We start from the raw sequence: 26,520 nt of genomic DNA, 5'->3' as shown, positions 1-26,520 counted from the left end.
CGCATCATGAACCAGGCGAAGGACGAACCCAAAAGCACGCCCGAAGCGCCTCGGGACGACGAGGCCAACGCAGCGAGCGACGACCGCGCGAAGCCGCCGCTGCCTCACGAGACGGATCAGAGCGTGCTGTCGCAAGATGAGGAAACTCCGCGCGATGTCGGCAAGCAGGCGCATGAGGACGTCGAACGCGGCCTCGTCGATACGGAGCGCAGAAGCAGCGAACCGTGAAGCGGAAAATGGGCTGACGCGCGGCCGATGCGCCGATGTCCATGACATCGGAGGGGCGCGTTGCGTAGAATGGTCGTCTGTCTCGAAAAAAACAGGTGACAGCCCCTTTTTACCGGCCGCCACGCGCAACGCCTCCCGGTCCGGTAAGACCTTCCAGTCAGCTTGCCTTTTGCCGCATATCCGGCGCAACAAGCCACACAACCGAACATGCGACACGACCTTCTGTCCCGCCTGAAGCAAGAAACCGCTGCGTGTCATTCCCGTCTGGAGCATACGCTCGACCTGATGCGGGACGGCTTGCAGCGCGACGAATACATCGCGCTGCTCGAACGTTTCTATGGCTACGTTGCGCCGTGGGAAGACGCGGTCGGCGCATGCCTGCCTGCGTCGCTGCACGCGTTCTTCGATGAGCGCCGCAAGACGTCGCTGCTTGCCGCCGATCTCGTCGCGCTCAGTGGCGATCCCGCAGCCGCCGAGTCCATCATGATCGCGAACGCGCGGAGCTTGCCGCCGATCGACGATCTCGGCAGCGCATTCGGCTCGCTCTATGTGATGGAAGGCTCGACGCTCGGCGGGCGCTTCATCGCGCCGCACGTGGCCGAGCAACTGGGCCTCGCGCCGGGCGTCGGCAACGCCTACTTCGACGGCTACGGCGCGCGCACGGGCAGCATGTGGAACGCGTTCCGCGAAACCGCCGTCTCGGTCGTCCCGGAAACGGGATACGACGCCGCAGTGAGCGCCGCCATAGGAACGTTCGATAGTCTGCAGGCGTGGCTGTGCGTGGATGCGCCCGACGCGCGAGCGATTTCGGGAGCCGCCGCATGAGCAACCCAGCGAATCCTTTGAGCGCAAGCCACGTCGCCGGTCCGCCAGACGCAGAAGCGCGCCGCCGCACGCTCGATTCGGGCGTGGTGAGCAAGGACTGCGACGCCGAGCCGATTCACATTCCCGGCGGCATTCAACCGCACGGTTATCTGGTCGTGCTGGCCGAAGAAGCCGGCGATCAGGCCGGCCCGCGCATCACGCAAGCGAGCGAGAATATCGCGGCGCTGACCGGCGAAAGCGTCGAGGCGCTGCTCGGCAAGCCGCTCGACGCGCTCGTCGGCGAAGACGCCGCGCGGCGCGTCATGCGCGCCGCATCCACGATGCAGGTGGAGGACTCGCCGCTCTACGTCGGCGCCACGGACAAGCCCGCGCGGCTCGATGTCACGGTTCATCGGCACGACGGCGTGCTGATCGTCGAAATGGAAGCGACCGCCGAGCCCGGCGAAGCGGCGTTCTCGTCGATGTATCCGCTCGTGCGCACGTTCGCCCGCGATCTGCAGGACGCCACCACGGTCGAGGAACTCGCGGCGCTGGCCGTGCGCGAGGTCCGCGCGATTTGCGGTTTCGGCCGTGTGATGCTCTACAGCTTCGACGCGGAAGGCCGGAGCCACGTGCTCGCCGAAGACCGCGACCCGCGCTATCCGTCGTTCCTGCATCAGTTCTTCCCGGCATCGGATATTCCGACTCAGGCGCGCGCCCTGTACCTGCGCAACCGCATCCGCCTCGTGTCGGATGTGAACTACGTGCCCGCGCGCCTCGTCCCGGCCGTCAACCCGGTCACCGGCCGCCCGGTTGATCTGACCTTCGCCACGCTGCGCAGCTTCTCGCCGGTGCATCTGGAGTACATGCGCAACATGGGCACGAACGCGTCGATGTCCGTGTCGATCGTCGTGCGCGGGCAGCTCTGGGGCCTCATCTCGTGCCACGATCAGGACGCGCGCCGCGTGCCGTTCAGCACGCGCGTGGCGGTCGAGCATCTCGGGCACATGCTGTCGCTGCAAATCGAGGCGAAGGAGGAGCGCGAGCAGGGCGAATATCTCGCCGAATTGCGCCGCACGATGGCCCGTCTCATCGCCGCGATGAGCGAGCACGAGAGTTTCGTCGCCGGGCTGCAAGACGTACCGCGAGATTTGCTCGGCTTCACGCGTTCCGAAGGCGCGGCCATCGTGATGAACGACCAGATCACGCTGATGGGCAAAACGCCCGACGAAGAGACGGTGCGCGCGCTCGCGCTCTGGCTCGCGGAGAACACGTCCGGCGTCTGGTCGACGGATTCGCTCGCGCGCCAGTGGCCGCCGGGGCAGGCGCATCAGGACACGGCGTGCGGCGTGCTCGCCGTGCCGGTGTCGCAGATCTTCCGGAACTATCTGCTGTGGTTCCGGCCGGAGGTCATGCAGACCATCAAGTGGGCCGGCGAGCCGGTGAAGATTCGGGGCGAGGACGGCGCGAGCGCGCCGCGCACGAGCTTCAGTCCCTGGCTCGAAACGGTGCGCGGACATTCGGTGTCGTGGCGCCAGGCCGAACTCGAAGTCGCGAGCGAGTTGCGCGGCGCGCTGCTCAACATCGTGCTGCGTCGCGCGGAAGAGCGCGCCGAGATGGCGACCGAACTGGCCCGCGCGAACAAGGAACTCGAAGCCTTCTCGTACTCGGTGTCGCACGACCTGCGCGCGCCGCTGCGCCATATCGCCGGGTACGGAGACCTGCTGCGCGAGCTGGAAGCCGAGCGCATGTCCGACAAGAGCCGCCGCTTTCTCAACAACATGCTGGAATCGGCGCGCTTCGCGGGCACGCTCGTCGACGATCTTCTGACGTTCTCGCAGATGGGCCGCGCCGCGCTGCGCCCCGCGCCGGTCGACCTCGGGCAACTCGTGCGATTCGTCGTGCGCGAGTTCGACTCGGAAACCGTCGGACGGCACATCGAATGGGTGATCGGCGAGCTGCCGCGCGTCACCGGCGACGCCGCTTTCCTGCAACTCGCCGTGCGCAATCTGATCTCGAACGCGGTGAAATATACGCGGACGCGGGAATCGGCGAAAATCGAGATATTCGCGACGCGCAGTGGCGACGAGCACATCATCGGTGTGCGTGACAACGGCGTCGGGTTCGACATGAAGTACGAAGGCAAGCTCTTCGGCGTGTTCCAGCGGCTGCATCGCGCGGAGGAGTTCGAAGGCACGGGAATCGGCCTCGCGAACGTGCGGCGTATCGTCGAGCGGCATGAGGGGCGCACGTGGGCCGAAGGGCGGCTGGGCGAGGGCGCGGTATTCTATTTCTCGTTGCCGGTCGAGTTTCACAGCGTGACGGGCCGGGAGGCCGGCAAGCCGAAGGCCGCATCCGCAACGTCAGTGACAAAATCAAGACCAGACCATGCTTAAACCGATACTGCTCGTCGAAGACAATCCGAACGACCTCGAGCTTACCCTCGTCGCGCTGGACAAAAGCCAGCTCGCCAACGAAGTGATCGTTGCGCGCGACGGTCAGGAAGCCATCGACTATCTCACGTGCGAGGGCCATTGGAAGGAACGCGCGCCGGGCAATCCTGCTGTCATCATGCTCGATCTGAAGCTGCCGAAAATCGACGGCCTCGAAGTGCTCGACATGGTGCGGTCGAACGCGGGGCTCAAGAGCATTCCGGTCGTCATGCTGACGTCTTCGCGCGAGGAGCAGGATCTCGTTCGCAGCTACGAGCTCGGCGTGAACGCCTACGTGGTGAAGCCGGTGGAATTCGCGGAATTCGTCGAAGCCATCAGCGATCTCGGCGTCTTCTGGGCCGTGCTCAACGAGCCGCCGCCCGGCTCCACGCGTTTTCGTCGTCCGTCGGCGGGGCAGTGACGATTGTGCCCATGTTCGCCGTCGTGACTTTCTCAGCGCCCGCGCGCCCGCTTTCGAGCGAGGCCGCCTAGACCATGCAGCCCCTGCATCTGCTTCTCGTCGAAGACAACGCACTCGATGCGGAACTGACGATTGCCCAGCTCGAACGCGCCGACTACATCGTGGACGCGACCATCGTCTACGATTCCGCGAGCTTCAACGCCGCGCTCGACAGCCAGCGGTTCGACGTGATTCTCGCCGACTTCGTGATGCCGACGTTCTCGGGCATCGAGGCGCTGTCCATTGCGAGCGAGCGCACGCCGGACACGCCGTTCATCTTCGTGTCGGGTCTGCTCGGCGAAGAACACGCCGTCGACATGCTCAAGCGCGGCGCGACCGATTACGTGCTGAAACAGCGTCTGCAACGGCTGCCCGCGGTGGTGCGCCGCGCGATGCGCGAAAGCGCGGAACGCGAGCAACGCATCGCGGTGGAGCGGGCGCTGCGCGAGACCGAAACGCATTTTCGCCTGCTGATCGACGCGCTGAAGGATTACGCCGTCATCACGCTCGATCCCGATGGGCGCATCCGCACGTGGAACGCGGCCTCCGAGCGCATTCTGGGCTTTCCGGCGCAGGACGTGCTCGGGCAGAGCGCGAGCATCTTCTATAGCCAGGAAGACCGCGAAGCCGGCGTGTACGACAACGAACTGGAAACGGCGCGGCGCGAAGGCAGCGCGAGCGACGATCGCTGGCTGTGGCGCAAGGATGGGCACTCGTTCTTCGCATCCGGCGTGACGACCGCGATCCGCACCGAGCATGACGAGCTCATCGGTTTCTCGAAGATCGTGCGCGACGCGACCGACGCCCACATGGCCGCCGACGCGCTGCGGCTCGCGAAGGATCAGGCGGAATCCGCGAACCGCGCGAAGGACCATTTTCTGGCGGTGCTCTCGCATGAACTGCGCACGCCGCTCACGCCGATTCTCGCGGCCGTGCGGCTGCTCGAAATCAAGCACCCGCTGCCGCCCGACGCGCACCCGACGCTCGATCTCATTCGTCGCAACGTCGAACTGGAAGCGCGGCTGATCGACGATCTGCTCGATCTCACGAGCATCGCGCGCGGCAAGCTGAGCCTGAACTTCGCGAACGTCGCGCTCGATACGCTGCTCACGAGCGCGGTCGACATGTCGGAGGCCGATCTGCGCGCGAAGCAGCTCACGCTCGAAACGCGGTTCGAGGCGGAGCGTTTCGTCGTGCTCGGCGATGCGGCGCGGCTTCAGCAGATCATCTGGAATCTGATGAAGAACGCGGTCAAGTTCACGCCGGCGGGCGGGCGTATCGAAGTGCGCACGTGGAACCCGGACGACCGGACCATTGCGGTGTCGGTGACCGACAGCGGCATCGGCATCAGCGCGGAGGCGTTGCCGCGCATCTTCTCGGCGTTCGAACAGGCCGACGATTCCATCACGCGCTCGTTCGGCGGATTGGGCCTCGGTCTTGCCATCGCGAGCACGCTCGCGCAGAAGCACGGCGGCACGCTCTCTGCGCATAGCGACGGCCGCGACATGGGCGCGCGTTTCACGCTGACGCTGCCGCTCGCGCGCGTGCAGCCCACGCACGAAGCCGCGCCGCTGCCCGAAGCCGCGCGCCACGAGACGGGGCGGGCGTTGCGCGTGCTGCTCGTCGAAGACAACGAGCAGACGTCGTCGGCCATGGCGGAAGTGCTGGAGATGCTCGGCCACGATGTCGCGGTCGCCACGACCGTCGCGGCGGCGTTGGAACGGGCGAGGAGCGCGCCGTTCGATCTGCTCGTGAGCGATATCGGCTTGCCGGATGGCAGCGGACTCGATATCGCCCGCGCGTGGCGCGAGCTTCAGCCGGACAAGCCTTCTGTCGCCATCACGGGATACGGCATGGACGAGGACATCCGGCGCTGCCGCGAGGCAGGCTTTCGCGATCATCTGACGAAGCCCGTCAACTTCTCGCGGCTCGAAGCGCTGATTCGCTCGCTCGCGGAGCAGCTTTCGCAGTAGCGCCTTCGGTGCGCGCGCGTCTGCAAAAATTTGCGCCGGCTGCACGGAACGATGTCGATTGGCGGCATGCTTGCACGTCGTAGGACAGAGAGCGGGTGAGCCCGCTCGTCCACCACGTTCAATCACGGAGCCACCATGTCGCACAGTCCCGTCAAAGCCATTCCCGAAGGCATGCACTCGCTCACGCCGCACCTCGTGTGCGCGGGCGCGGCCGAAGCCATCGAGTTTTACAAGCGCGCGTTCGGCGCCGTCGAGATGGGACGCCTGCCCGGCGACGACGGCAAGCTCATGCACGCGATGGTCAAAATCGGCGATTCCATGCTGATGCTCGTCGACGAGCACCCGGACTTCGGCATGCTCGGCGCGAAGTCGCTGAAAGGCTCGCCCGTCACCATTCATCTGTACGTGGAAGATGTCGACGCCACGGTGAAGCAGGCCGAAGCCGCCGGCGCGCGCGTCACGATGCCGGTCGCCGACATGTTCTGGGGCGACCGCTACGGGCGTCTGGAAGACCCGTTCGGGCATCAGTGGTCGGTCGCCACGCACAAACGCGATGTGAGTCCCGCCGAAATGCAGCAGGGCAAGTGCGCGCCCCGCGAATGACGTCAGGCGGTATCCGAATCCCAAGGAGAAAGCTCATGCAGAAGATTTCGCCCTGCCTGTGGTTCGAGGCCGACAATGCGCAGGAGGCCGTCGACTTCTACCTCACCGTGTTCAACAACGCGCGCATCGTCGAAACCATGCGCCACACCGAAGCCAGCCCCGGCCCCGCGGGCAGCGTCCTTGCCGTGCTGTTCGAACTCGACGGCGAGGAGTTCATGGCGATCAACGGCGGCTCGCAGTTCAAGTTCACGCCCGCCATTTCGCTGTTCGTGAACTGCGAGAGCCAGGACGAGATCGACCGGTACTGGGACAAACTGCTCGACGGCGGGCAGGCGCTCGCGTGCGGCTGGGTGACGGACCGCTTCGGCGTGACGTGGCAGATTGCGCCGTCGCGGCTGCGCTCGATGCTTCAGGACCCCGACCCGGCCAAAGCCAACCGCACGATGAAGGCGATGATGAGCATGATCAAGCTCGACATCGCGGCGCTGGAGCGCGCTTACCACGGCGCGTGATCACGCGCGGCGCTTCTTCGCCTTGCGCTCGACGAGCTTCGACGCATTGAAGCGGTGATCCGGCGAAAAGAGCCGCCGGTACGTCATCACGACCGCGCCGACGACGCCCAGCCCCGACGCCGCCGCGATCAGAAACATGATGACGATCTGATAGCGCACCGCCTGCAATGGCGACTGCCCCGCCAGCACTTGCCCGGTCATCATGCCGGGCAGGCTCACCAGACCGACCACGGCCATCTGATTGAGCGTCGGAATCATGCCCGCGCGCACGGCCTGGCGCGCGGGCCCTTTGGCTGCTTCCCAGCGCGTCGCGCCGAGCGCGAGCGACATCTCGACCGCGCCGCGTCCGGCGGTCAGTTCTTCCGTCATGCGTTCGATGCCGAGCGACACGCCCGTCAGCGTATTGCCGAGCACCATGCCGAGAATCGGAATCGTGTATTGCGGCTCGTACCACGGATGAATGCGGATCACGACGAAAAGCCCGAACGCGCCGATGAGCCATGAACTGCCCCAGATCGACACGATGCTGTCCGCGCGCTGGCCGGCATACGTGCGCCGCCCGCGATCGGACGCCGCGAGCCCCGCGATCACCGTCATCAGCACCATGAGCGGCAGCACGACATACCAGCGGCTGAACGCGAACACCCAGCCCAACACGTAGCCGATAAAGAGCAATTGCACGACGGTGCGCACCGCCGCGATCAGGAGCCGCCGCTCCAGCCCGAGGTCGAGCGCGACGGAAAGCGCCCCGTTCACGACGATGAGCGCCGCCGCGAGCCCGATATCGACGAGGCTCAGATTCTGGTAACCGTTCACACGGCCTCCGCGGTTTCAGTGAGCGTGCCCGCCGACATCGCAAGATGGCGCGTGGCGACGCGGCGAGCCTGCTCCGGATCATGCGATACCCAGATGCAGGCGCGCGCTTGCATTCCTTGGCCTCCGTCGAACCACGCGCCAACGAGCGCTTCGATCGCGCGCACGGACGCGGGATCGAGCGAGGCGGTCGGCTCGTCGAGCAAAAGCACATCGGGCGCGAGTTGCAGCACGCGCACGAACGCGGCGATCTGCGCTTCGCCGCCCGACAACTCGCTTGCGAGCTTGTCGAGGAAATCGGCGCTGCGTCCTGCTTCGCGCGCGAGGCGCGCGGCGGCGTCGCGATCGAATTGCGCATCGCGATAGGTCTTCAGCGTGTACGGATAGCGCAGGTTGTCCTCGACAGTTCCGTCGAGCATGGCGGGCCGCTGTGCGATATAGGCCACGCGCCGCCGATACGCCGGAATGCCCGCGCGTTCGATGCGCTCGCCGCGCCACGTGACGACGCCCGCATCGAACGGATCGAGCAGCGCGAGCGTGCGCAGGAACACGCTCTTTCCCGACCCCGACGGCCCGGTGATGGCGACGCGTTCGCCCGCGCGCAGCGTGAAATCGGTGGGATGCAGCAGTACGGTGCCGCGCAGCGCATCGCGGCGCGCGACGCCTTTTGCCGCCACGAGCGGTCTCTCGTTGGTCATCTGCGAATTCGTGGGGAATGTGTTGTGGCCGTCATCTTACGCGGGCTCGTGGACATGAACCGGGCACATCTCATGCTGGCGCGAAGTGAATCAGAAAAAACGGATGGAGAGGTCATGGCGCAAGCCCGAACCGCCGGAAAAATCGGAAAGATCGCAGCATGGTTCTTCGCCATTCTCGCGGTCCTGATCGCCGTGCTGGTGATCGTGTTCCTGACCTTCGACTGGAACCGGCTGCGGCCCTGGATCGACGACAAGGTGTCGCAGGCGATCGGCCGTCAGTTTCAGATCACGGGCGACCTCAAGGTCGGCTGGCGCCGTCCGCCGAACGAAACCGGCTGGAAGCGGTGGGTCCCGTGGCCCCGCTTTTCCGCCGAGAAAATCACCATCGCGAACCCGGACTGGGCGCGCCAGCAGCACTTCGCGACGCTCGATGAAATCGACTTCCAGGTCGCCGTGCTGCCGCTTCTCGCGCATGACATCGTGATTCCGAACATCAACCTCGTGAATCCGTCCATCGACATTGAACGGCTAAAGGACAATCGCAACAACTGGACGTTTAAGTTCAAGCAGTCGAGCGAGCCTTCGACATGGAATCTGAAGCTCGGCGACATTTCGCTCGCCAAAGGCACGATCGGCGTCCATGACGAAGTGACCAAGACGCAGATGGACATCGTCGTCGATACGCTCGGCCAGGCCGTGCCAATCGGCGAAGTGATGAAGCAGCAGGAAGCGGCATCGACCAAGTCGTCGGCGGAGATGGTCGGCAAGGGCGGGGCCGCCAAGCTCAGCAAACAGGCGGATGCGGCGGCGGCGTCCGAAGCGTCGGCTGCATCGGCGGCGTCGGCAGCGGCAGCGGCGAATGCATCGGCGCCGAATCCGGCGAGCACATCCGCGAACAAGAGCATCACGACCAAGGACGCGCCCAAGCCGCCGATTCCGCCGTATGCGTTCGGCTGGACCGCGAAGGGCACGTACAACAACGGCAAGGTCTCGGGCGAAGGCAAGCTCGGCGGCGTCCTCGCGGTGCAGGACGCGCAGCGCCCGTTCCCCGTTCAGGCCGATGTGCGGCTCGGCGATACGCATATTGCATTCGTCGGCACCGTGACCGATCCCGCGCATCTCGCCGCGGTCGATCTGCGGCTCTGGGTGCAGGCGGTCAGCATGGCGCATTTGTACACGTTCACCGGCCTCACGCTGCCGGAGACGCCGCCTTTCGCAACGGAAGGACGCCTGACCGGTCAGTTCAGGGAAGAAGGCAACGTCTTCCACTACGAGAACTTCACCGGGCGCGTGGGCGGCAGCGATATCAACGGTTCGCTCGTCTATGCCGCCAGGAAGCCGCGGCCGCTGTTGCAAGGCGAACTCGTATCGCACCTGCTGCAGTTCTCGGATCTTGCGCCGATCATCGGCGCGGACTCCAACGCCAGCAAGGAGAAGCGCGGCGACGCGAAGAAACAGCCGTCCGCCAAGGCGCTGCCGACCGAGGAATTCAAAACGGACCGCTGGAAGGCCATCGATGCCGACGTGAAGTTCACCGGTCAGCGCATCATCAAGGACCCGAAGCTGCCGATCACGGATCTCTACACGCATGTGGTGATGAAGGACGGCGTGCTCTCGCTCGAGCCGCTCAAGTTCGGCGTCGCAGGCGGCACGTTTGCATCCAATATTCATCTCGATGGCAGCGACGCGCCGCTGAAGGGCAAGGTCTCGGCCGAGGCGCGGCATCTGAAGCTGAAGCAGCTGTTCCCGACCAACAAGACGATGCAATCCGCGCTCGGCGAAGTGAACGGCGACGCCGCGCTGTCCGCGACCGGCAATTCGCCTGCGGCGCTCGCCGCGAGTTCGAACGGCGAAGTGAAGGCGCTGATCACCGAGGGCACGGTGAGCCGGCTCTACATGGAAGCGGCGGGCCTGAACGTGGCGAACGTGGTCTACGAGAAGCTCTTCGGCAACCGTGACGTGAACATCAATTGCGCGGCCGCCGACTTCGTGGTGACGAACGGCGTGCTGGATTCGCGCGTCTTCGCGCTCGATACCGACGATGCGGTGATCAACGTCGATGGCACCATCAACCTGAAGACCGAGGACATGGATCTGGGCATCCATCCGCACACGAAGGGCTTCCGCATTTTCTCGCTGCGCTCGCCGTTGTATGTGAAGGGCACGTTCAAGGAGCCGAAAGTGGGCGTGAACGTCGGGGCGCTGGCGGTGCGCGGAGGCGCGGCGGTCGGGCTCGGGCTGATCAATCCGTTCGCGGCGCTGATTCCGCTCATCGCGCCAAGCAACAACAAGCCGCTGCCGTGCGGGCAGATGCTCGCGGACATTCAGAAGCCGCCGACCGCGCCGCCCGCCGGGCAGAAGCAGAAGGCGAAGGCTGCGCCGGCGTATATGTCGTCGGGCGCGGCCGCCGCCGGCGCGGGCGCGGGTGCCGCGGACAAGGCGCCGAAGAAGCCGGCGTTGCCGGGGGCCGCGAGTGCGGGGCAGTATCGGGGGAGTTGAGTCATCTGCGACGCCGTGGCCCGCGCGTCTGTTGCGTGACGATGCGGCTGCGGCGATGTTCGAGTCGGCGTTCGCCGTTGACCGCCGCGCTGACGCTCCGTTAGATGGAGCCCGACGACGCTCGCTTCTTCGCGGACGATAATGAAGCCCCGGGCAACACGACAACGAAGATTCACATCTGCATGTGCGCGACCGCGCCGGTCAGGCCGACGAGGCCGAAGCACGAAAACACCACGCGTACGAATAGCCCGCCGCCAGCAACGTTCAGCCGAAGCGTGACGCATTCCGACGCGCGCGTGGGTTTCGCTTCGGCGTCAACGACTTAACGCAGTTCTAGGCAGGTTATCAACAGGGTGATGCACGGTTTATGTGGATAGACGCCGCGCTGGCTCGTCATCGTCATTCGGAGGAGGGCTTGCAGCGAGATCGCGCCGATCATGCTGCCGATAGGCGTTCGGTGCGGCGCGAGCGGAACTCGCGCTTGACAGGTACGCGTGCGAAGCGACGTTCGTTCGCCCTTTGCTCTTCAACCAGCGATCCCCGGCCCGCCATTACTCCCCAGCAACTGCTCGACCGAATCCGCATCCGCGTAATCCTGCTCCGGCAGGCCATCGAACACGTTGATCACATCGTTGCTCGCGCCCGCCTGCCGCGCCGCTTCGACCAGCGTGTCCTTGTTCGCGGGAAACTGCACCATGCGCAGCGTCTGCGCGATCTCATCGTCGATCGGCTCGTCGTTCAGGAGGTGGTTTTCTGCGGGCTTGTCGGTCATCGTCGAATCCGTTGTTATGAAAGTGATGCGCGTTCAGGTCAGCACTTGAATCGGCTGGCTCGCCATGCCGTGCCTCGGGGCGCGCGACTTTGGTAGCGGCACTTGACGCCAGTGCGCGTGATCGAGGTTCTGCGCGCTCACGTCCGGCGCGGGCGGCGACACCGGCCCGGCGTTGACGCGCAGCGCAGCGCGGGTCGCCGACGCGACCGCCGAATCCGTCGAACTGGTATGCAGCGGCGCGGCGTAGCACGACACCGAGACCAGCGCCATCGACAACAACGTTGAGGTCTTCATCGGGCAACCCCTCCTCACGTAAGCAGCCAAGAGCAACAAGCAAAGCCTATGCCGAATTTCCTCACGCGTGCGTTTGGCGCACCGTTAGCGTCGCGCCAGGATGCGCACGGGCGCGCCGAGCGGGCGTCGCGCGACCATAGTTCGAGTGATGCGTGAACTTGCGCACGCACGCCTCGGACGCGCATTCTTCCGAAGCGGCGAGCCACGAAATTGCACGGCCGCGCAGTTTCAGCGCGTGGTCGGGTTCAGACGGAAGTATGCGTCCAGAAGCGAGGTCTTGTACACGACGCCGAGCAGGAGCGGCGCGGACTTGCGCTCGATCACCGGCAGCCGTTCGCCCTGAAACGCGAGGAAGTGCTGTAGCGCCTCGCCGAGCGACATGTCGGGCGTAAGCACGTCGAATTGCGGCTGGAGATAATCGGCGGCGGTCTTCGTCGCCGTGTCGTGGGCGTCGAGCAGATCGGACGTGATGTCCTTCAGCGCGACGACGCCGCGAAAGCGCCCGGCTTCATCGATCACGTAGAGGTACTTCACCGGATACTCGAGGAACACGCGCGTCATGTCCTTCACGTTCGCCGTCAGCGGCACGACCGTATCGGCGGGCTTGACGAGTTCGCGCATCTGCGTCGCGGCGAGCCGCAGCCGCTCCTTTTCTTCGCGCGTGCGGCGCAGCGTGACTTCGTACATCGAGGTCTGCTCCGACGTCCGCGCGATGAAATACGCCACGACGCACGAGAGCATCAGCGGTAGCACGACCTGATACGAGAGCGTCATTTCGAAGATCATCAGGATCGCCATGAGCGGCGCGTGCGTGGCGGCGGCGAGAAAGGCGCCCATGCCGACCATCGCGTAGGCGAACGGCGCGGACGTCGAATGCGGCCAGATGCCATGCACGCCGAGCCCGAAGAGACAGCCGAGCACCGCGCCCACGAAGAGCGTCGGCGTGAAGATACCGCCGACCGCGCCGGACCCCGCGGTCGCCGCCGTCGCGATGGTCTTGAAGACGAGCACCGTGAGCAGCGCCGTCCAGGTCCACGGTTGATGCAGCAGCGAGTTCACGACCTCATAGCCGTTGCCCCAGACTTCCGGCCACCATACGGAGATGATGCCGACGATCAGTCCGCCGAGCGCGAGCCGCACCGGCAAAGGCAGCGGCAGCAGCGCGAAGCGGCGTTTCGACGCCGCGAGCAGTCGCAGAAAATGCGGCGCCAGCGCGCCGCACAGCAGGCCGAGCACCACGAAAAGCAGCACTTCGACGCCCGCGATGGTCGGGAACACCGGCATCTCGTAAGGCGGCCGATAGCCCGCGAACTCGCGCATCGTGATATTGGCGACGACCGACGACACGACGATCGGTCCGAAGCTCTCCATCGCCATCGAGCCGAGCACGATCTCGGTGACGAAGAACGCGCCGGCGATCGGCGCGTTATACGCCGACGTGATGCCCGCCGCCGCGCCGCACGCGACGAGCAGACGCAGGCGCGGCGGATCGAAGTGAACCCATCGGCCGATGAGCGACGACGCGAGCGCTGCGAGCTGCACCATCGATCCTTCACGGCCGATGGAGCCGCCGCTCGTGATGGTGAACAGCGACGACAGGCTTCGCCAGACCGTTTGCGAGACCGGCACCGCACCGTCGCCGATGGTGACGGCTTCCATGTAATCAGCGTTGGCCTGCTTCTTCGCATGCCGCCGCGCCGCGATCAGGCAGAAGCCCGCGACGAGTCCGCCGGCGGCCGGCAGCGCGATGCGCGCGGGCCACGGCAGCATGGTCGCCAGCGCGACGAGTCCTTCGGAGTGATTGCCCAGAAGCCGCTGCGAGAGCGCGATGCCTCCGCGAAACACGGTCGTCGCAAACGCGCCCGCCACGCCGACGACCACCGCCCAGATGAGCATCGTGTGCGAGTCGGACAGCCGAAAGAGTCGTTGCGCGTGCGTGCGCAGCTTGAGCAGGAACGAGAGCACGGGTCGATTAGCTGTAAGCGTGGATAGCTTAGAAGCAAAAGGAATAAGGCGCCGCAAGGATAGCATTGCGCGAGGGCCCCGCAGACCGTGCGCGCAAAAAAGCCCGGCGCGCGATCGCGGGCCGGGCTCCATCATGCGCGGGCAGGCTACCACTTCGGCGCGAACGACGGATTCGCGTTGCGCTTGCCTTCGTCGAGCTTGTCGATTTTGGCGATGTCGTCGGGATCGAGCTTGAGCTTTTGCGCGTCCCAGTTGGCTTGCTGGTGCTCCGCATTGGTCGATGCCGAGAGCACGACGATGTCGCGCGACAGCAGCCATGCGAAGGTCACCTGCGCGGGCGTCGCGCCGTGTTTCTCGGCGATCGCCTTGATGGTCGTGTCGTTGTGGGCGCGGCCTTCGCCGAGCGGCATGTAGGCGGTGACCTTGACGCCGAGCCGCTGCGTCGCTTCGACGAGCGGACGGTTGGCGAGAAACGGACTTACCTCGATCTGGTTCGTGACGATCTCGCGCCCGCCCGGCGCATTCAACGCTTCTTCGAGCAGCGGCGCGGTGAAGTTCGACACGCCATAGTGACGGATCAGGCCGAGCTGCTGCGCTTCCTGCATCGCGGCGAGGGTTTCGGCGATGGGCACCGCGCCATCGGGCGACGGCCAGTGCACGAGCGCGAGGTCGATGGTGCCGATATCGAGCTTCGCGTGACTGTCCTTCAGGCTCGCGATCAGCTTGTCGTGCGCGAGGCGATCCCACCAGACTTTCGTCGTCACCCAGACGTCGTCGCGCGCGATGCCCGATTCGCGCACGCCCCGGCCGACGGCGGCTTCGTTGTTGTAGAACTGCGCCGTGTCGATATGGCGATAGCCGATTTGCAGCGCGCTCTTGACGGCTTGCGTGGTTTTATCGGCATCGACGCGGAACGTGCCGAGACCGAAGGAAGGAATCGTTTCGACCATGCTGGCTCCTTTGTTGAGGTAGGTAACGCCAGGACGCAGTTCAATGCGCGCCCTGATCGAGTTCGGGGTAGTGCCGGAAAATGCCGGATTCGTTGAACGGAATGCGCCGCTCCGAATCGACATACGCCGCGATGTTCGGCCGTTTGAGCACGGCGTCATGCAGCGCCGACACGCGTGGATAGTGCCTGGCGAAGGTCTTCATCGCGCGGGGGAATGCATAATGCAATCCCTCGACGATCTGGAACATAGACAGATCGACATAGGTGACCGTGTCGCCGATCATCTGCGTGTCGCCGTGCGGGTTCTGCTTGAGCACGCGCTCGAAATAGCCGATGAACTTCGGCACGCGCTTCTCGATGAAATTCTTCGTGCGAATTTTCGCGGCGTCTTTCTGGTCTTCGTAATACAGATCGGTGGCGAGCGGATGATGCGTGTCGTGTACCTCGGCGACGAAATCCGCGATGGTCAACTGCAAACCATGCGCGACGTAGCGTAACGCTTCGTCCTTTGGCGCAAGGTTCAGCTTCGGGCCAAGATAAAGCAGGATGTTCGCCACGTGCGGCACGATGAGTTCGCCGTCTTTGAGGAACGGCGGCGCAAACGGAATATGCGGCTCCGTCTTGCTGTTCAGCAGCTTCATCATGGCGTCCATGCCATAACCGCTCTTCTTGGATGCGCGCGCGACATCGATGTACTCCGCACCGGCATCTTCCAGCGCAAGCCGCACGAATTCACCGCGGCCCTGCAAGCCGTCCCAGTAATACAGTTCGTAAGCCATGCGTGAACTCCTCATCGATCGGCCGCAAGCGGCGAAGCGCGTCGTTGCTGCTATTGAAGCACGATGCGCGCGGCGTGAAGCGTGACCGCAGCAACACCTATACCCGCGCGCGGAGCGGCGATTGGCTGAAAAGCTGCGGTGTAGAATGGCCTTTTGCATGCGGTCTACATAACGCCGCATGCAGCATGCAAGCGATACATCGACAAGCAAGCGGAGAAGGGATGGACAAGCAAGGCTTCACCACGAGCATCGTTCACGGCGACCGTAGCGCGGGCGTCGAACATGGCGGCCTGCGCCAGCCGATCCATACATCGGTGCAGTACGGGTTCGAGCGCGTCGAAGACCTGATCGGCGTGTTCCAGGGCACGAAGAAGGGCGGCTATAACTACGCGCGGCAGGGCACGCCGACGACCGCCGCGCTCGAACGCAAGCTCACGATGCTGGAAGAAGGCGTCGGTTCGATCTGCTTCAGCACCGGCATGGCCGCGATCACGGCGGTGTTCCTGACGCTGTTGCGCGCGGGCGACCATCTCGTTGCGAGCCGTTACGTGTTCGGCAACACGAACAGTCTCTTCAATACGCTTCGCACGCTCGGTATCGAGGTGACGACCGTCGATGCCGGCAAGACCGAACATGTCGCCGAGGCCATCACGCCGAAGACACGCATGGTCTTCGTCGAAACCATCGCGAATCCGGGCACGCAGGTGCCGGACCTCGCTGGTATCGGTGAGCTCTGCCGCGAGCGCGGGCTGGCTTATGTCGTCGATAACACGATCACGTCGCCCGCGCTTTTCAAGCCGAAGCACGTCGGCGCGAGCCTCGTCGTCAACTCGCTGACGAAGACCATCGCGGGTCATGGCGCGGCGCTCGGTGGTGCGGTCACGGACACGGGGCTCTTCGACTGGAGTCAGTATCCGAACATCGCCGACGATTACCGACGTGCCGGCCCGAAGGAACAAGGGCTGTTGCAGATCCGCAAGAAGGGTCTGCGGGACATGGGCGCCTCGCTGTCGTCCGAGCAGGCGCATCAGATCGCGCTCGGCGCCGAGACGCTCGCGCTGCGCGTCGCGAAGTGCAGCGACAACGCGCTTGCCCTTGCGCGCTTTCTGGAAGGGCACGAGGCCATCGGGCGCGTCTTCTATCCGGGGCTGGAAAGTCATCCGCAATATGGCATCGCGAAGTCTTTGTTCAAAAGCGGCTCGTGGCTGCTTTCGTTCGAGTTGCGCAATCCGGACAAAATGATCGACGTCGTTAATGCACTGCAACTGCCGGTGAAGGCTACGGGTCTGGGCGATACGCGCACGCTCATCATTCCCGTCGCGCCGACGATCTTCTTCGAAGCGGGCGCGCAGACGCGCAAGGCGATGGGCATTTCCGACGGCATGATCCGGCTGTCGGCGGGCATCGAAGAGAGCGACGATCTGATCGCGGATTTCGAGCAGGCGCTTCGGCTTGCTTGATTTTTTCGGGCGAGCGATCGATTTGTAGAGGGACTGCCTTCGGGCGGTCTTTCTGATTTCGTTAGGTAATCTAACTAAAAATGGATTGCCTGCTCGTATGGTAGCTTTTGCAATGGGCAAGCGTTGACCCGAGTTTGGAACTGGCGACGCGCAAGTGGAGCCGAAACGTCCGGGAGGCTCGGTCACTCGACAAGCAACCGAGCCGAAGCGAGCGGCTTAGCGATGGTGCTCTGCGTAGTAGCCCGCAGCCTGGTCGAGCTCGGCCTGAGCCTGCTTCAACAACTGCTTGGCCTTCTCTGCGTGACCGCCGAACTGACCGTGACCGGCCGATCGCGCGGCCTCGATGTGCCGGTATCCCTGATCGACGAGCTGGTGCGCGCCTTCGATGTCGTGATTGACTGCACCGCCAGCAGCCATCGCAGTGGTAGCGGCAAATGCGAGGGCAGCAGCAGTGATGATCGAGCGTTTCATATGTCTTTCTCAGTTACGTTGTTGAGCAGCAGACGACACGGTAAGAGACGGTCTCTTCGTGTCGTTGACGGCGAATCGCGCTGCTGTGCAGATATTCGCTGAGGCGTACAACGTTACTGAAGCACATGCTGCTGACTTCGCAGAATCTCCTTTTAGTAACCGCGGATTACGAGATAAGTCGGGTCTGCATTGGTGAAAGCAAAAGGAAGTTAGCACTCCGGCGCATTGCACGAGCTTCGTCGCTCAAAAGCAAGGGCGTCTCAGTACATTGGACGCCGCATTCGCACACTTACGAGCAGATCAACCGAAGAGGCGTTCGACGCCGTACGTGATCGCCAGCCCGCCGCCCACCAGCCACACGTAGAGGATCGCGCCGGTTGCGATCGCGCGCGGGCCGGCTTCACGAATCTGCGCGATGCGCGTCTCCATACCGAGCGCGGTCATTGCCATCGTGAGAGCGAAGGTGTCGAGCGTGTTGAGCGTGCTCGTGGCGCTTTCCGGCAGGATATGAAGCGAATTCACGACGACGAGCGCGAGGAATCCGAGCGCGAACCATGGCACCGCGAGCTTGCCTTTTGCATTGTTGGCTCGCGTTGCCGCATCGCCGCGCGTCCGGTTGATCCATACGCCGACCACGAGCAGCACCGGCACCAGCAACATGACGCGCGTCATCTTGACGATCGTCGCGATGTGCGTCGCCTCCGGGCTCACGTTGCTCGCCGCGCCGACGACCTGCGCGACTTCGTGGATCGTGCCGCCGAAGAATAGCCCAGCGCCGAGCGTATCGAGATGCAGCCATCCTGCGTGCATCGCGATCGGATAGAGGAACATCGAGAGCGTGCCGAACAGCACGACGCTTCCGACCGCCATCGCGCTCTTGTGCGGCTTGGATTGCAGCGTCGACTCAAACGCGAGCACGGCGGCCGCGCCGCAGATCGCGCTGCCGGCCGCAGTGAGCAGCGCCGTATCGCGGTCGAGCTTCATGAGCTTCATGCCGACCCACGTGCCGATAATGAGCGTGCTCACGACCACGAGCGCCGATACGGCGAAGCCCGGCAGGCCGACTTGCGCGATCTCCTGAAGACTTACGCGCAGTCCAAAGAATGCCACCGCGATGCGCAGGAGCTTGCGCGCCGAGAAGTTGACGCCGGCGGCCCAACTCTGCGGCATGCCGTCCTTGAGCGCATTGCCGTACAGCGCGCCTGCCACGATGCCGACGATCAGCGGGCTGATCCCGAGCCCGGCGATGGCAGGAAGCGCGGATAGCCGCGTGACTGCGGCGGCGAACAGCGCGACGAACAGGATGCCGTTGAGTTGACCACGGGTGGACGAACCGGAGGCAAGCGAGGCGGGGGCGGTGGACATATGCGGCGTCCTTCGAAGAGCATTTGAGCGATGTCGCTATCCTAGTTCGGATATATGCATATGAGAAATCGTGATTTAGAATGCAACATATCCGTTTCGCTGATACTTCCGCGCCGTGACCCCCGACCAGTTGATAACGTTCGCCACCGTAGCGGAGCACGGCAATATCAGCCGGGCGGCGGTCGCATTGCATCTTTCGCAGCCCGCCGTGTCGGGCCAACTCCGTTTATTGAATGAAGAATTCGGTGAACCGCTGTATCAGCGCGACGGACGCGGCATCCGACTCACGCCTGCTGGCGAAGGGCTGCTCGGCTACGCGACGCGCTTGCGGGAGGCGTACCAGCAAGCGCACGCGCTGCGCGACGCGATGCGCGGGCTGGAAAGCGGCACGTTGCGCATCGGCGCGAGCACGACGCCCGCGAGTTATCTGCTGCCATACCTGATCGCGGCGTTTCGCAAACGCTACCCGGACGTCGTCGTCACGACCATCGACGGGAACACGGCGGAAATCGTCGCGGCGCTCGGCTCGCTCGATGTCGCGATCATCGAGGGACCGGCCGGTCTTGGGCTGCCGCCAACGGCGGGCGTGACCCCTTGGCTCGACGACGAAATCGTGGCCATCGTGCGCGCCGGGCATCCGCTTGCCGATGGCCGTGCCGGCGCGACGCTCGAAGTAATCGGCGAGCATTCGCTGGTATTGCGCGAGCGCGGTTCGGGCGTGCGCCAGATCGTCGAGCGGGCGTTCGCCGAAGCTGGGGTGGAGATGCGCGTCGCGCTCGAGATCGCAGGCGTGGAGGGCGTGAAGGAAGCGGTGCGAGCGGGCATGGGCATCGGCTTCGTCTCCGCGATGTCCATCCGTCACGAGGACGATGCGCTACGGCGTCTGCATATCGCGCCCGAGCCGCTCATGCGGCGTTTCTCGCTTCTGGTGCCACATGCAGCCGCACCGTCGCGCGCCGCCGCGCGTTTTGTCGAGATTTGCGAAGACCGCGCCGCGATCGGCTAGGGAATTCCACTATGGCGCGAGCGCCTGGTCAGGGCGCAGTATCCGAACTCAGTCAGGCGCTTCGGCGTCTTTTTTGAATGCCATATTGGAACCGGTTCCATGAGACAGTCGAGCAGCAGCGCGAGAACCGAAATCGTGATCGTCGCGAGCGCGTTCGGCGTGGATGCGATCCGCCGCGACGGTCATGCCGCGTGGGCGGAGAAGGCGTCGCTCTCGGGCGCGGACGGTTTCGAGGTACGTCGGGAACTGTGCGAAGACACCAGCCTGGACGCACTCACGCGGCTCGGTGAGTGCATTCGGGCCGCTGGTTTATGGGCCGTGCATTCGACGCCTGCCACGCTATTTTCTGCTGACGGCTCGCTCGACCATGAAGCGCTTGCGCTCGCAATCGATGAAGCGCGGGCATTGGGTGCGCGCATCGTCAAGCTGCAACTAGGCGGCGACGAGCGCGGCGTGGCGACGGATTCCGCGACGCTGGAGGCGCTCACACGCGCCATCGACGGCTCTCCGGCCCGGGTGTTGGTCGAGAACGGCCAATTGCGGGCGGGCGGTTTGCCGGATGCATTCGAAATGCTATTCGCCGCGCTGCCGGCCGAGAGCAATCTTGCAATGACCTTCGATACCGGCAACTGGCGCTGGGCCGACGTCGATCCGCTCGACGCTGCCAGGCGGCTCGGGCGATACGTCGGCTATATACACTGCAAGGCGACGCAAGGCGAGGGCGCGCGGCGCTTCGCCGTGGCCCCGGCCCACGACGACACGCAGTTCGCCGCGCTTCTCGCGCATTTGCCGTCCGATGCGCCACGCGGGATCGAATTTCCGTTCCGCGACGAAGCCGACGCAGCGACTCAGGTGGCGCGCATCGCGGCGTTCTGATTTGAATTCTGTACGCAAAAGACAAGGATCGAACATGCAGGTTGAGCACGAAGCTCTGGACGTCGTCACTTACGGCGAAGCGATGACGATGTTCGTCGCCGCGGAAACGGGCGATCTCGCGTCGGTCGGCCACTTCACGAAGCGCGTCGCCGGGGCGGATCTGAATGTCGCCATCGGCTTGTCGCGGCTCGGCTTCAAGGTCGGCTGGATGAGCCGCGTCGGCCGCGATTCGTTCGGCCGCTACGTGCTCGACGTGCTCGCGGCGGAAGGCATCGACGCGCGCTGCGTCAGCATCGACGAACGCTATCCGACGGGCTTCCAGCTGAAGGGCAAATGCGACGACGGCAGCGATCCCGCAGTCGAGTATTTCCGAAAAGGCTCGGCGGCAAGCCATCTTTCGGTGGACGATTACGTCGCCGACTACGTGCTCGGCGCGCGTCACCTGCACCTCACGGGCGTCGCGCCGGCAATCTCGGCAAGCTCGCGCGAACTCGCGTTTCACATGGCCCGCGAAATGCGTGTCGCAGGCAAGTCCATCTCGTTCGATCCGAACCTGCGGCCGACGTTATGGCCGTCTCGGGAAGCGATGGCCGAGTCGCTGAACGCGCTCGCCTCGCTGGCCGACTGGGTTCTGCCCGGCGTGAGCGAGGGCCTCGTGCTTACCGGTTATGCCGCGCCCGAGGACATTGCGGCGTTTTATCTCGATCGCGGCGCGAAAGGCGTCGTGGTCAAGCTCGGCGCAGAGGGCGCGTACTTCCGCACTGCCGATGGCGACTCCGGCGTCGTTGCCGGCGTGCCGGTCGCGAACGTGGTCGATACCGTCGGCGCTGGCGATGGCTTCGCAGTCGGCGTCGTCAGCGCGCTGCTCGAAGGGCGCAGCGTGCGAAATGCAATTGCGCGCGGCAATCGCATCGGCGCATTGGCGATTCAGGTGATCGGCGACAGCGAAGGCCTGCCGACGCGCGAGGCGCTCGACGCGCTCGAATCGCAGGACCAGAGCGGCAAGAACGACAAGACGGCCCAAGCCGCGATCATCGTCTGACATCGCGAGACGACACCGAGGCGAGCTCGATCACGACCTCGCCCTAAACACCCGACACTCAGCGTTCGGAGACAACATGCACACATCCTCGACACCCAAGCTCGCCGTGCGCCGCTGGTGGGCGATCATGCCGATCGTCTTCATCACGTACAGCCTTGCGTATCTCGACCGCGCGAACTACGGCTTCGCTTCGGCCGCCGGCATCAATCAGGACCTCGGGATCAGCAAGGGACTGTCGTCGCTGATCGGCGCGCTCTTCTTCCTCGGCTATTTTTTCTTCCAGATTCCGGGCGCGATCTACGCGGAACGCCGTAGCGTCAAGAAGCTCGTGTTCTGGAGTCTCGTGCTCTGGGGCGGATGCGCGGCGGCGACGGGCATGGTCAGCAACATTCCGTCGTTGATGGCGATTCGCTTCGTGCTCGGCATCGTCGAAGCGGCAGTGATGCCCGCGATGCTCGTCTTCATCGCGAACTGGTTCACAAAGTCCGAGCGGTCGCGCGCGAATACGTTCCTCATTCTCGGCAATCCGGTGACGGTGCTGTGGATGTCGGTCGTATCCGGCTATCTCGTGAATTCGTTCGGCTGGCGTCATATGTTCGTCGCCGAAGGTCTTCCGGCGATCGTGTGGGCGGTGATCTGGTGGTTCATCGTCAAGGACAAGCCCGCGCAGGTGAGCTGGCTTTCAGATCAGGAGAAGCGCGATCTCGACGCGACGCTGCGCGCGGAGCAGGCCGCGATCAAGCCGGTGAAGAACTATCGCGAAGCCTTCAAATCGCCCGCTGTCATGAAGTTGTGCGCGCAGTATTTCTGCTGGAGCATCGGCGTGTATGGCTTCGTGCTGTGGCTTCCGTCGATTTTGAAGAGCGGCTCCACGCTCGGCATGGTCGAGACAGGGTGGCTTTCGGCGGTGCCTTATCTCGCGGCCACCATTGCGATGCTGCTGGCCTCATGGGCATCCGACAAGCTCCAGGCACGCAAGGCGTTCGTGTGGCCCTTCCTGCTGATCGGCGCGGTCGCGTTCGCGGGTTCGTATCTGCTTGGGACAACTAACTTCTGGGCTTCGTACACCTTGCTCGTGATTGCCGGTGCCGCCATGTATGCGCCGTACGGGCCTTTCTTTGCGATCGTGCCCGAGCTGCTGCCGAAGAACGTCGCAGGCGGAGCGATGGCGCTCATCAATAGCATGGGCGCGCTGGGCTCCTTCGTGGGTTCTTATGTGGTCGGTTATCTGAATGGGGCGACTGGTTCGCCGGCAGCCTCATATGTGTTCATGAGCGTTGCGCTCTTGCTTTCTGTTTGGTTCACGTTGGCTGTCAAGCCTCAGGCGGCCGTTCCGGCTTCGGGGGTATTGCGGTCTTGATGTATGCGGTTTCGTGCGACTGGCTTCGTCGGTATGTTGGCGCTGAATCGCACAACGGATGAATTGACACGTTAAGCTGAAGCAAGAACCGCAAAGAGAACTCATCGCTCACAGGGCGCAACCTGAATTCCGACCATGACCCAGAAAAAGATCGTAGCCTACAAGCCCCTACCGCCCGACGTGGAAGCGTACCTTCGCACGCACGCGGAAGTCGTCAACGTCGATCCGAAAGACCACGCCGCGTTCGTGGCGGCGCTCAAGGACGCCGACGGCGCCATCGGCGCAAGTGTGAAGATCACGCCCGACATGCTCGAAGGCGCGACGCGCCTGAAGGCGTTATCGACCGTATCGGTGGGCTTCGACAACTTCGATGTAGACGACCTGACGCGTCGCGGCATCGTCCTGACGCACACGCCCGACGTGTTGACCGAATCCACCGCCGATACGGTATTCGCGCTGATCCTTGCGAGCGCGCGCCGCGTTGTCGAACTCGCCGAATGGGTGAAGGAAGGCAACTGGAAGGGAAGCATCGGCGAAGCATGCTTCGGCGTCGATGTGCAGGGCAAGACGCTCGGTATCGTCGGGCTCGGGCGCATCGGCGGGGCAGTCGCGCGGCGCGCGGCACTCGGCTTTCGCATGAACGTGCTCTATACGAACAGGCAGCCCAACGAGCAAGCCGAGCAGCAATACGGCGCGAAGCGCGTGCCGCTCGACGAACTGCTCGCGCAGTCCGACTTCGTGTGTCTGCAAGTGCCGCTCACGCCTGAAACGCGCGGTCTCATCGGCGCAAGTGAATTGAAGAAGATGAAGCCGAGTGCGATTCTCATCAACGCGTCACGCGGGCCGACCGTCGACGAAGCTGCGCTTATCGAAGCCCTGAAAAACGGCACGATCCGCGCCGCTGGCCTCGATGTGTTCCAGCAGGAGCCATTGCCAGCCGATTCGCCGCTTCTGTCGATGAAGAACGTCGTCGCGCTGCCGCACATCGGCTCGGCCACGCACGAAACGCGGCATGCAATGAACCGCAATGCCGCAGAGAATCTGATCGGCGCGCTCGACGGCACGCTCACCGAAAACATCGTCAATCGCGAAGTGCGCATGCGCTAACAGCGATGGGATCGGCGCGTCGCATGCGATAACATGCGCTTGGGCGGCACGCTTGCACCGCCTCGCATTTTGCATGCAACGCGCATCGGCGCTTGACGAGTACGAGCCAGCCTCACGACACATCATGTCCGACGATCCCAACAAGCAGACTTCTCGCCCGCTGACCTTTGCCGCACGACGCGCGACGATAACCGATGTCGCGCGCGAGGCCGGCACCGGCAAGACCAGCATTTCGCGCTATCTGAACGGCGAGACCGGCGTGCTCTCGCTCGAATTGCGCGAGCGCATCGAAGCGGCCATCGCGAAGCTCGACTATCGGCCGAATCAGATGGCGCGCGGCTTGAAACGCGGGCGCAACCGGCTGATCGGCATGTTGCTCGCCGACCTCACGAATCCCTATTCGGTCGAAGTGCTGCAAGGCGTCGAAGCCGCTTGTCATGCGCTCGGCTACATGCCGCTCATTTGCCACGCCGCGAACGAGGTCGACATGGAGCGGCGTTATCTGCAACTGCTCACCACCTACCGCGTGGAAGGCGTGATCGTCAACGCGCTCGGCGTGAAGGAAGAACTGCTGCAGGGCTTCACGCAAGGCGGCATTCCGGTCGTGCTCGTGGACCGCACGGTCGAAGGCATCGTCACGGATATGGTCGGGCTCGACAATCCTGCGGCCGTCGCGCTTGCGACGCGTCACCTCGTCAATGAAGGTTTCGATGAGATGCTTTTCATCGTGCAGCCGGTGACGCACGTGAGTTCCCGACGCTTGCGCGAAGCCGCGTTTCGCGAGACGGTCGCGGCGCTCGGCGCAAGCGGTTCCACGCTGGTGCTCGATCTTTCGGATGCCGCGTCCGCGCTCGCCGAAATGGACCGGCGTGTCGATGCTGCGCGCTCGTCCGGCAAGCGCGTCGCGCTTTTCGCGGCGAACGGGCCGGTTGCGCTGCGCGTCGCAGTGCACCTGAAGGAGCGGCACGGCCCGGACTGGCAGGCGAGCGTCGCGCTGCTCGCCATCGACGATTCGGAATGGGCGGAACTCGCAGGCATGACGGCGGTTCGTCAGCCGACCTACGACATCGGCCGGCGCGCGGTCGAGTTTCTGCACGAGCGGCTCGGTGGTGCGTTGACGCCGGCGCGCGAGTGCCTTCTGCCGGGCGAACTCGTCGTGCGATCCTCGACGCAACGCTCGGCCGGCATCACGCAACAGCCGGCGACTCACGGACTCTGAAGGAACCTGAATGGTCAGCATCCCGACGCTGGCGGGCCTCGTATTCGTGACGCTCGTCGTCGCGGCCATGCCCGTCGTGTTGTACCGAAAGCTGCGCACGCGTTTTCGGCTGGTGCCACGCGAGCCGATTCTCGGCATCGCGGTCTTCGCGCTCTTTGCGATGGTGATCGAGCGCGCGCTGCACGGCTTCGTGCTCGGCAATGCGGTGACGTCGGACTGGCTGTCGAATCCGGTGGTGTTCGTCGTGTACGGCGCGCTCGCGGCAGGCGTATGCGAGGAAGCGGGGCGCTTCGCCGGCATGAAGTGGCTGATCCGGCGCGAGCCCGGCGCGCTCGAACGACACGGCCCGGCGCTCGGCTACGGCATCGGTCACGGCGGGGCGGAGGCGTGGATCGTCGGCGCGCTGGTGCAAGCGCAGTGGATTCTGTATGCGATTCTTGCGAATAGGGGCACGCTCGACGCGCATTTCGAAAGCGCGCCGCTCGACGCCCTCGCGCGCATCCACATGATCCTCATGAGCTTGTCGCCGGTGTCGGCGGGCATCTTTCTGGTCGAGCGCGTGAGTGCGTTCGTCTTCCAGCTCGGCTTCTCGGCGCTCATGTGGCAACTGCTGCGCGAGCGCTCGCGTGCTGCGCTTGGCGTGCTGATCGCCGCTCATGCGCTCGTCGGGCTGCCCGCTGCGCTGTTTCAGGCGCGCCTGATTCCGCTCGTCGCGGCGGATGCGGTGTATCTCGTGCTGGGCGTGATCGTCGCGCTCGCGCTCGTGCGCTACTATCGCCGCGCCGCCGAAGCCGACAACTCAACGTCTCCCGCCGCGCACCAACTCTGAACGA

At 64.5% G+C, this 26,520-nt stretch carries 25 protein-coding genes; 16 read left to right on the top strand and 9 right to left on the bottom strand.

What is annotated here, in order from left to right; translation table 11 throughout:
- Positions 1–6 precede the first annotated feature (6 nt).
- From JYK05_RS06980 to JYK05_RS06950, 7 genes are all read left to right on the top strand, one after another.
- Positions 7–228: a hypothetical protein gene (locus tag JYK05_RS06980; RefSeq protein ID WP_241269772.1), complete on the top strand. Its 222-nt coding sequence runs from the start codon at positions 7–9 to the stop codon at positions 226–228.
- A 207-nt stretch (positions 229–435) separates the two neighbouring features.
- A complete protein-coding gene (locus tag JYK05_RS06975; RefSeq protein ID WP_206466484.1) occupies positions 436–1,053 on the top strand; it encodes a biliverdin-producing heme oxygenase in 618 nt (205 codons plus the stop codon).
- Positions 1,050–3,428 (top strand): ATP-binding protein, encoded by a 2,379-nt coding sequence (locus tag JYK05_RS06970; protein ID WP_206466483.1) that lies wholly within the window; start codon positions 1,050–1,052, stop codon positions 3,426–3,428. Before JYK05_RS06975 ends, JYK05_RS06970 begins: the two co-directional genes overlap by 4 nt.
- A complete protein-coding gene (locus JYK05_RS06965) occupies positions 3,421–3,885 on the top strand; it encodes a response regulator (RefSeq protein WP_206466482.1) in 465 nt (154 codons plus the stop codon). The genes JYK05_RS06970 and JYK05_RS06965 overlap by 8 nt, the downstream gene beginning before the upstream one ends.
- A 74-nt stretch (positions 3,886–3,959) precedes the next feature.
- Entirely contained in the window at positions 3,960–5,897 is a 1,938-nt protein-coding gene (locus JYK05_RS06960; protein WP_206466481.1) for a response regulator, read from the top strand.
- Positions 5,898–6,032: 135 nt separating this feature from the next.
- Positions 6,033–6,500 (top strand): VOC family protein, encoded by a 468-nt coding sequence (locus tag JYK05_RS06955; protein WP_175940401.1) that lies wholly within the window; start codon positions 6,033–6,035, stop codon positions 6,498–6,500.
- 35 nt (positions 6,501–6,535) lie between these two features.
- Positions 6,536–7,012 carry a VOC family protein gene (locus tag JYK05_RS06950; RefSeq protein ID WP_206466480.1) on the top strand — a complete coding sequence of 159 codons (477 nt, stop codon included), beginning with the start codon at positions 6,536–6,538 and terminating at the stop codon, positions 7,010–7,012.
- On the opposite strand, the gene fetB is transcribed toward JYK05_RS06950, so the two are convergent.
- Together fetB and JYK05_RS06940 are read right to left on the bottom strand one after the other, a co-directional pair.
- Complete coding sequence (gene fetB, locus JYK05_RS06945) at positions 7,013–7,828, bottom strand: iron export ABC transporter permease subunit FetB (protein WP_175940399.1); 816 nt, start codon at positions 7,826–7,828, stop codon at positions 7,013–7,015.
- Entirely contained in the window at positions 7,825–8,523 is a 699-nt protein-coding gene (locus JYK05_RS06940) for an ATP-binding cassette domain-containing protein (protein ID WP_206466479.1), read from the bottom strand. The genes fetB and JYK05_RS06940 overlap by 4 nt, the downstream gene beginning before the upstream one ends.
- Before the next feature lie 114 nt (positions 8,524–8,637).
- On the opposite strand from JYK05_RS06940, the gene JYK05_RS06935 reads away from it, so the two are divergent.
- A complete protein-coding gene (locus JYK05_RS06935; protein WP_206466478.1) occupies positions 8,638–11,022 on the top strand; it encodes an AsmA family protein in 2,385 nt (794 codons plus the stop codon).
- Between the two features lie 526 nt (positions 11,023–11,548).
- Here the strand turns inward: JYK05_RS06935 and JYK05_RS06930 are convergent.
- The 5 genes from JYK05_RS06930 to JYK05_RS06910 all read right to left on the bottom strand — a co-directional run bounded on the left by JYK05_RS06930 (position 11,549) and on the right by JYK05_RS06910 (position 15,781).
- Complete coding sequence (locus JYK05_RS06930) at positions 11,549–11,794, bottom strand: DUF2795 domain-containing protein (protein ID WP_206466477.1); 246 nt, start codon at positions 11,792–11,794, stop codon at positions 11,549–11,551.
- Positions 11,795–11,827: 33 nt separating this feature from the next.
- Positions 11,828–12,088 (bottom strand): hypothetical protein, encoded by a 261-nt coding sequence (locus JYK05_RS06925; RefSeq protein ID WP_206466476.1) that lies wholly within the window; start codon positions 12,086–12,088, stop codon positions 11,828–11,830.
- A gap of 228 nt (positions 12,089–12,316) precedes the next feature.
- Complete coding sequence (locus JYK05_RS06920) at positions 12,317–14,053, bottom strand: ClcB-like voltage-gated chloride channel protein (RefSeq protein ID WP_175940394.1); 1,737 nt, start codon at positions 14,051–14,053, stop codon at positions 12,317–12,319.
- Positions 14,054–14,199: 146 nt separating this feature from the next.
- Positions 14,200–15,003 (bottom strand): aldo/keto reductase, encoded by an 804-nt coding sequence (locus tag JYK05_RS06915; protein WP_206466475.1) that lies wholly within the window; start codon positions 15,001–15,003, stop codon positions 14,200–14,202.
- A 40-nt stretch (positions 15,004–15,043) separates the two neighbouring features.
- Positions 15,044–15,781: a glutathione S-transferase gene (locus JYK05_RS06910; protein ID WP_206466474.1), complete on the bottom strand. Its 738-nt coding sequence runs from the start codon at positions 15,779–15,781 to the stop codon at positions 15,044–15,046.
- Positions 15,782–16,002: 221 nt separating this feature from the next.
- Between JYK05_RS06910 and JYK05_RS06905 the strand changes: the two genes are divergently transcribed.
- The gene (locus tag JYK05_RS06905) at positions 16,003–17,241 is read left to right on the top strand and encodes a cystathionine gamma-synthase family protein (RefSeq protein WP_206466473.1); all 1,239 of its coding nucleotides are present in this window, start codon (positions 16,003–16,005) and stop codon (positions 17,239–17,241) included.
- Positions 17,242–17,457: 216 nt separating this feature from the next.
- On the opposite strand, the gene JYK05_RS06900 is transcribed toward JYK05_RS06905, so the two are convergent.
- Both JYK05_RS06900 and JYK05_RS06895 read right to left on the bottom strand, forming a co-directional pair.
- The gene (locus JYK05_RS06900; RefSeq protein WP_175940391.1) at positions 17,458–17,712 is read right to left on the bottom strand and encodes a hypothetical protein; all 255 of its coding nucleotides are present in this window, start codon (positions 17,710–17,712) and stop codon (positions 17,458–17,460) included.
- 300 nt (positions 17,713–18,012) lie between these two features.
- Positions 18,013–19,077, bottom strand: a complete 1,065-nt coding sequence (locus JYK05_RS06895) for a YeiH family protein (protein WP_175940390.1) — start codon at positions 19,075–19,077, stop codon at positions 18,013–18,015.
- A 115-nt stretch (positions 19,078–19,192) separates the two neighbouring features.
- On the opposite strand from JYK05_RS06895, the gene JYK05_RS06890 reads away from it, so the two are divergent.
- The 7 genes from JYK05_RS06890 (at position 19,193) to JYK05_RS06860 (ending at position 26,516) form a co-directional block, all read left to right on the top strand.
- Positions 19,193–20,083 carry a LysR family transcriptional regulator gene (locus JYK05_RS06890; protein ID WP_175940389.1) on the top strand — a complete coding sequence of 297 codons (891 nt, stop codon included), beginning with the start codon at positions 19,193–19,195 and terminating at the stop codon, positions 20,081–20,083.
- A gap of 99 nt (positions 20,084–20,182) precedes the next feature.
- Positions 20,183–20,959: a sugar phosphate isomerase/epimerase gene (locus JYK05_RS06885; RefSeq protein ID WP_175940388.1), complete on the top strand. Its 777-nt coding sequence runs from the start codon at positions 20,183–20,185 to the stop codon at positions 20,957–20,959.
- A gap of 34 nt (positions 20,960–20,993) precedes the next feature.
- Entirely contained in the window at positions 20,994–22,001 is a 1,008-nt protein-coding gene (locus JYK05_RS06880; RefSeq protein WP_206466472.1) for a sugar kinase, read from the top strand.
- 76 nt (positions 22,002–22,077) lie between these two features.
- Positions 22,078–23,361 carry an MFS transporter gene (locus JYK05_RS06875; protein ID WP_175940386.1) on the top strand — a complete coding sequence of 428 codons (1,284 nt, stop codon included), beginning with the start codon at positions 22,078–22,080 and terminating at the stop codon, positions 23,359–23,361.
- Positions 23,362–23,496: 135 nt separating this feature from the next.
- On the top strand, positions 23,497–24,468 hold the full coding sequence (locus JYK05_RS06870) for a D-glycerate dehydrogenase (protein WP_206466471.1): 972 nt from the start codon (positions 23,497–23,499) through the stop codon (positions 24,466–24,468).
- A gap of 124 nt (positions 24,469–24,592) precedes the next feature.
- Entirely contained in the window at positions 24,593–25,687 is a 1,095-nt protein-coding gene (locus tag JYK05_RS06865; protein ID WP_206466470.1) for a LacI family DNA-binding transcriptional regulator, read from the top strand.
- A 10-nt stretch (positions 25,688–25,697) separates the two neighbouring features.
- Entirely contained in the window at positions 25,698–26,516 is an 819-nt protein-coding gene (locus JYK05_RS06860) for a YhfC family intramembrane metalloprotease (protein WP_206466469.1), read from the top strand.
- Positions 26,517–26,520 lie beyond the last annotated feature (4 nt).

Source organism: Caballeronia sp. M1242 (assembly GCF_017220215.1).
In the GTDB taxonomy this organism is placed as follows: domain Bacteria; phylum Pseudomonadota; class Gammaproteobacteria; order Burkholderiales; family Burkholderiaceae; genus Caballeronia.
Note: the sequence above shows the minus strand (reverse complement) of the source record. Positions and strands in the feature narration are given on the sequence as shown.

Bases quoted from the DNA above. Each gene is read 5' to 3' on its own strand.
- JYK05_RS06905 (WP_206466473.1), top strand. From the start codon at position 16,003: ATGGACAAGCAAGGCTTCACCACGAGCATCGTTCACGGCGACCGTAGC.
- JYK05_RS06880 (WP_206466472.1), top strand. From the start codon at position 20,994: ATGCAGGTTGAGCACGAAGCTCTGGACGTCGTCACTTACGGCGAAGCG.
- JYK05_RS06885 (WP_175940388.1), top strand. From the start codon at position 20,183: ATGAGACAGTCGAGCAGCAGCGCGAGAACCGAAATCGTGATCGTCGCG.
- JYK05_RS06980 (WP_241269772.1), top strand. From the start codon at position 7: ATGAACCAGGCGAAGGACGAACCCAAAAGCACGCCCGAAGCGCCTCGG.
- JYK05_RS06895 (WP_175940390.1), bottom strand. From the start codon at position 19,077: ATGTCCACCGCCCCCGCCTCGCTTGCCTCCGGTTCGTCCACCCGTGGT.
- JYK05_RS06860 (WP_206466469.1), top strand. From the start codon at position 25,698: ATGGTCAGCATCCCGACGCTGGCGGGCCTCGTATTCGTGACGCTCGTC.
- JYK05_RS06960 (WP_206466481.1), top strand. From the start codon at position 3,960: ATGCAGCCCCTGCATCTGCTTCTCGTCGAAGACAACGCACTCGATGCG.
- JYK05_RS06900 (WP_175940391.1), bottom strand. From the start codon at position 17,712: ATGAAACGCTCGATCATCACTGCTGCTGCCCTCGCATTTGCCGCTACC.
- JYK05_RS06870 (WP_206466471.1), top strand. From the start codon at position 23,497: ATGACCCAGAAAAAGATCGTAGCCTACAAGCCCCTACCGCCCGACGTG.
- JYK05_RS06865 (WP_206466470.1), top strand. From the start codon at position 24,593: ATGTCCGACGATCCCAACAAGCAGACTTCTCGCCCGCTGACCTTTGCC.
- JYK05_RS06930 (WP_206466477.1), bottom strand. From the start codon at position 11,794: ATGACCGACAAGCCCGCAGAAAACCACCTCCTGAACGACGAGCCGATC.
- JYK05_RS06975 (WP_206466484.1), top strand. From the start codon at position 436: ATGCGACACGACCTTCTGTCCCGCCTGAAGCAAGAAACCGCTGCGTGT.
- JYK05_RS06940 (WP_206466479.1), bottom strand. From the start codon at position 8,523: ATGACCAACGAGAGACCGCTCGTGGCGGCAAAAGGCGTCGCGCGCCGC.
- JYK05_RS06950 (WP_206466480.1), top strand. From the start codon at position 6,536: ATGCAGAAGATTTCGCCCTGCCTGTGGTTCGAGGCCGACAATGCGCAG.
- JYK05_RS06965 (WP_206466482.1), top strand. From the start codon at position 3,421: ATGCTTAAACCGATACTGCTCGTCGAAGACAATCCGAACGACCTCGAG.
- JYK05_RS06875 (WP_175940386.1), top strand. From the start codon at position 22,078: ATGCACACATCCTCGACACCCAAGCTCGCCGTGCGCCGCTGGTGGGCG.
- JYK05_RS06915 (WP_206466475.1), bottom strand. From the start codon at position 15,003: ATGGTCGAAACGATTCCTTCCTTCGGTCTCGGCACGTTCCGCGTCGAT.
- JYK05_RS06910 (WP_206466474.1), bottom strand. From the start codon at position 15,781: ATGGCTTACGAACTGTATTACTGGGACGGCTTGCAGGGCCGCGGTGAA.
- JYK05_RS06970 (WP_206466483.1), top strand. From the start codon at position 1,050: ATGAGCAACCCAGCGAATCCTTTGAGCGCAAGCCACGTCGCCGGTCCG.
- JYK05_RS06925 (WP_206466476.1), bottom strand. From the start codon at position 12,088: ATGAAGACCTCAACGTTGTTGTCGATGGCGCTGGTCTCGGTGTCGTGC.
- JYK05_RS06955 (WP_175940401.1), top strand. From the start codon at position 6,033: ATGTCGCACAGTCCCGTCAAAGCCATTCCCGAAGGCATGCACTCGCTC.
- JYK05_RS06935 (WP_206466478.1), top strand. From the start codon at position 8,638: ATGGCGCAAGCCCGAACCGCCGGAAAAATCGGAAAGATCGCAGCATGG.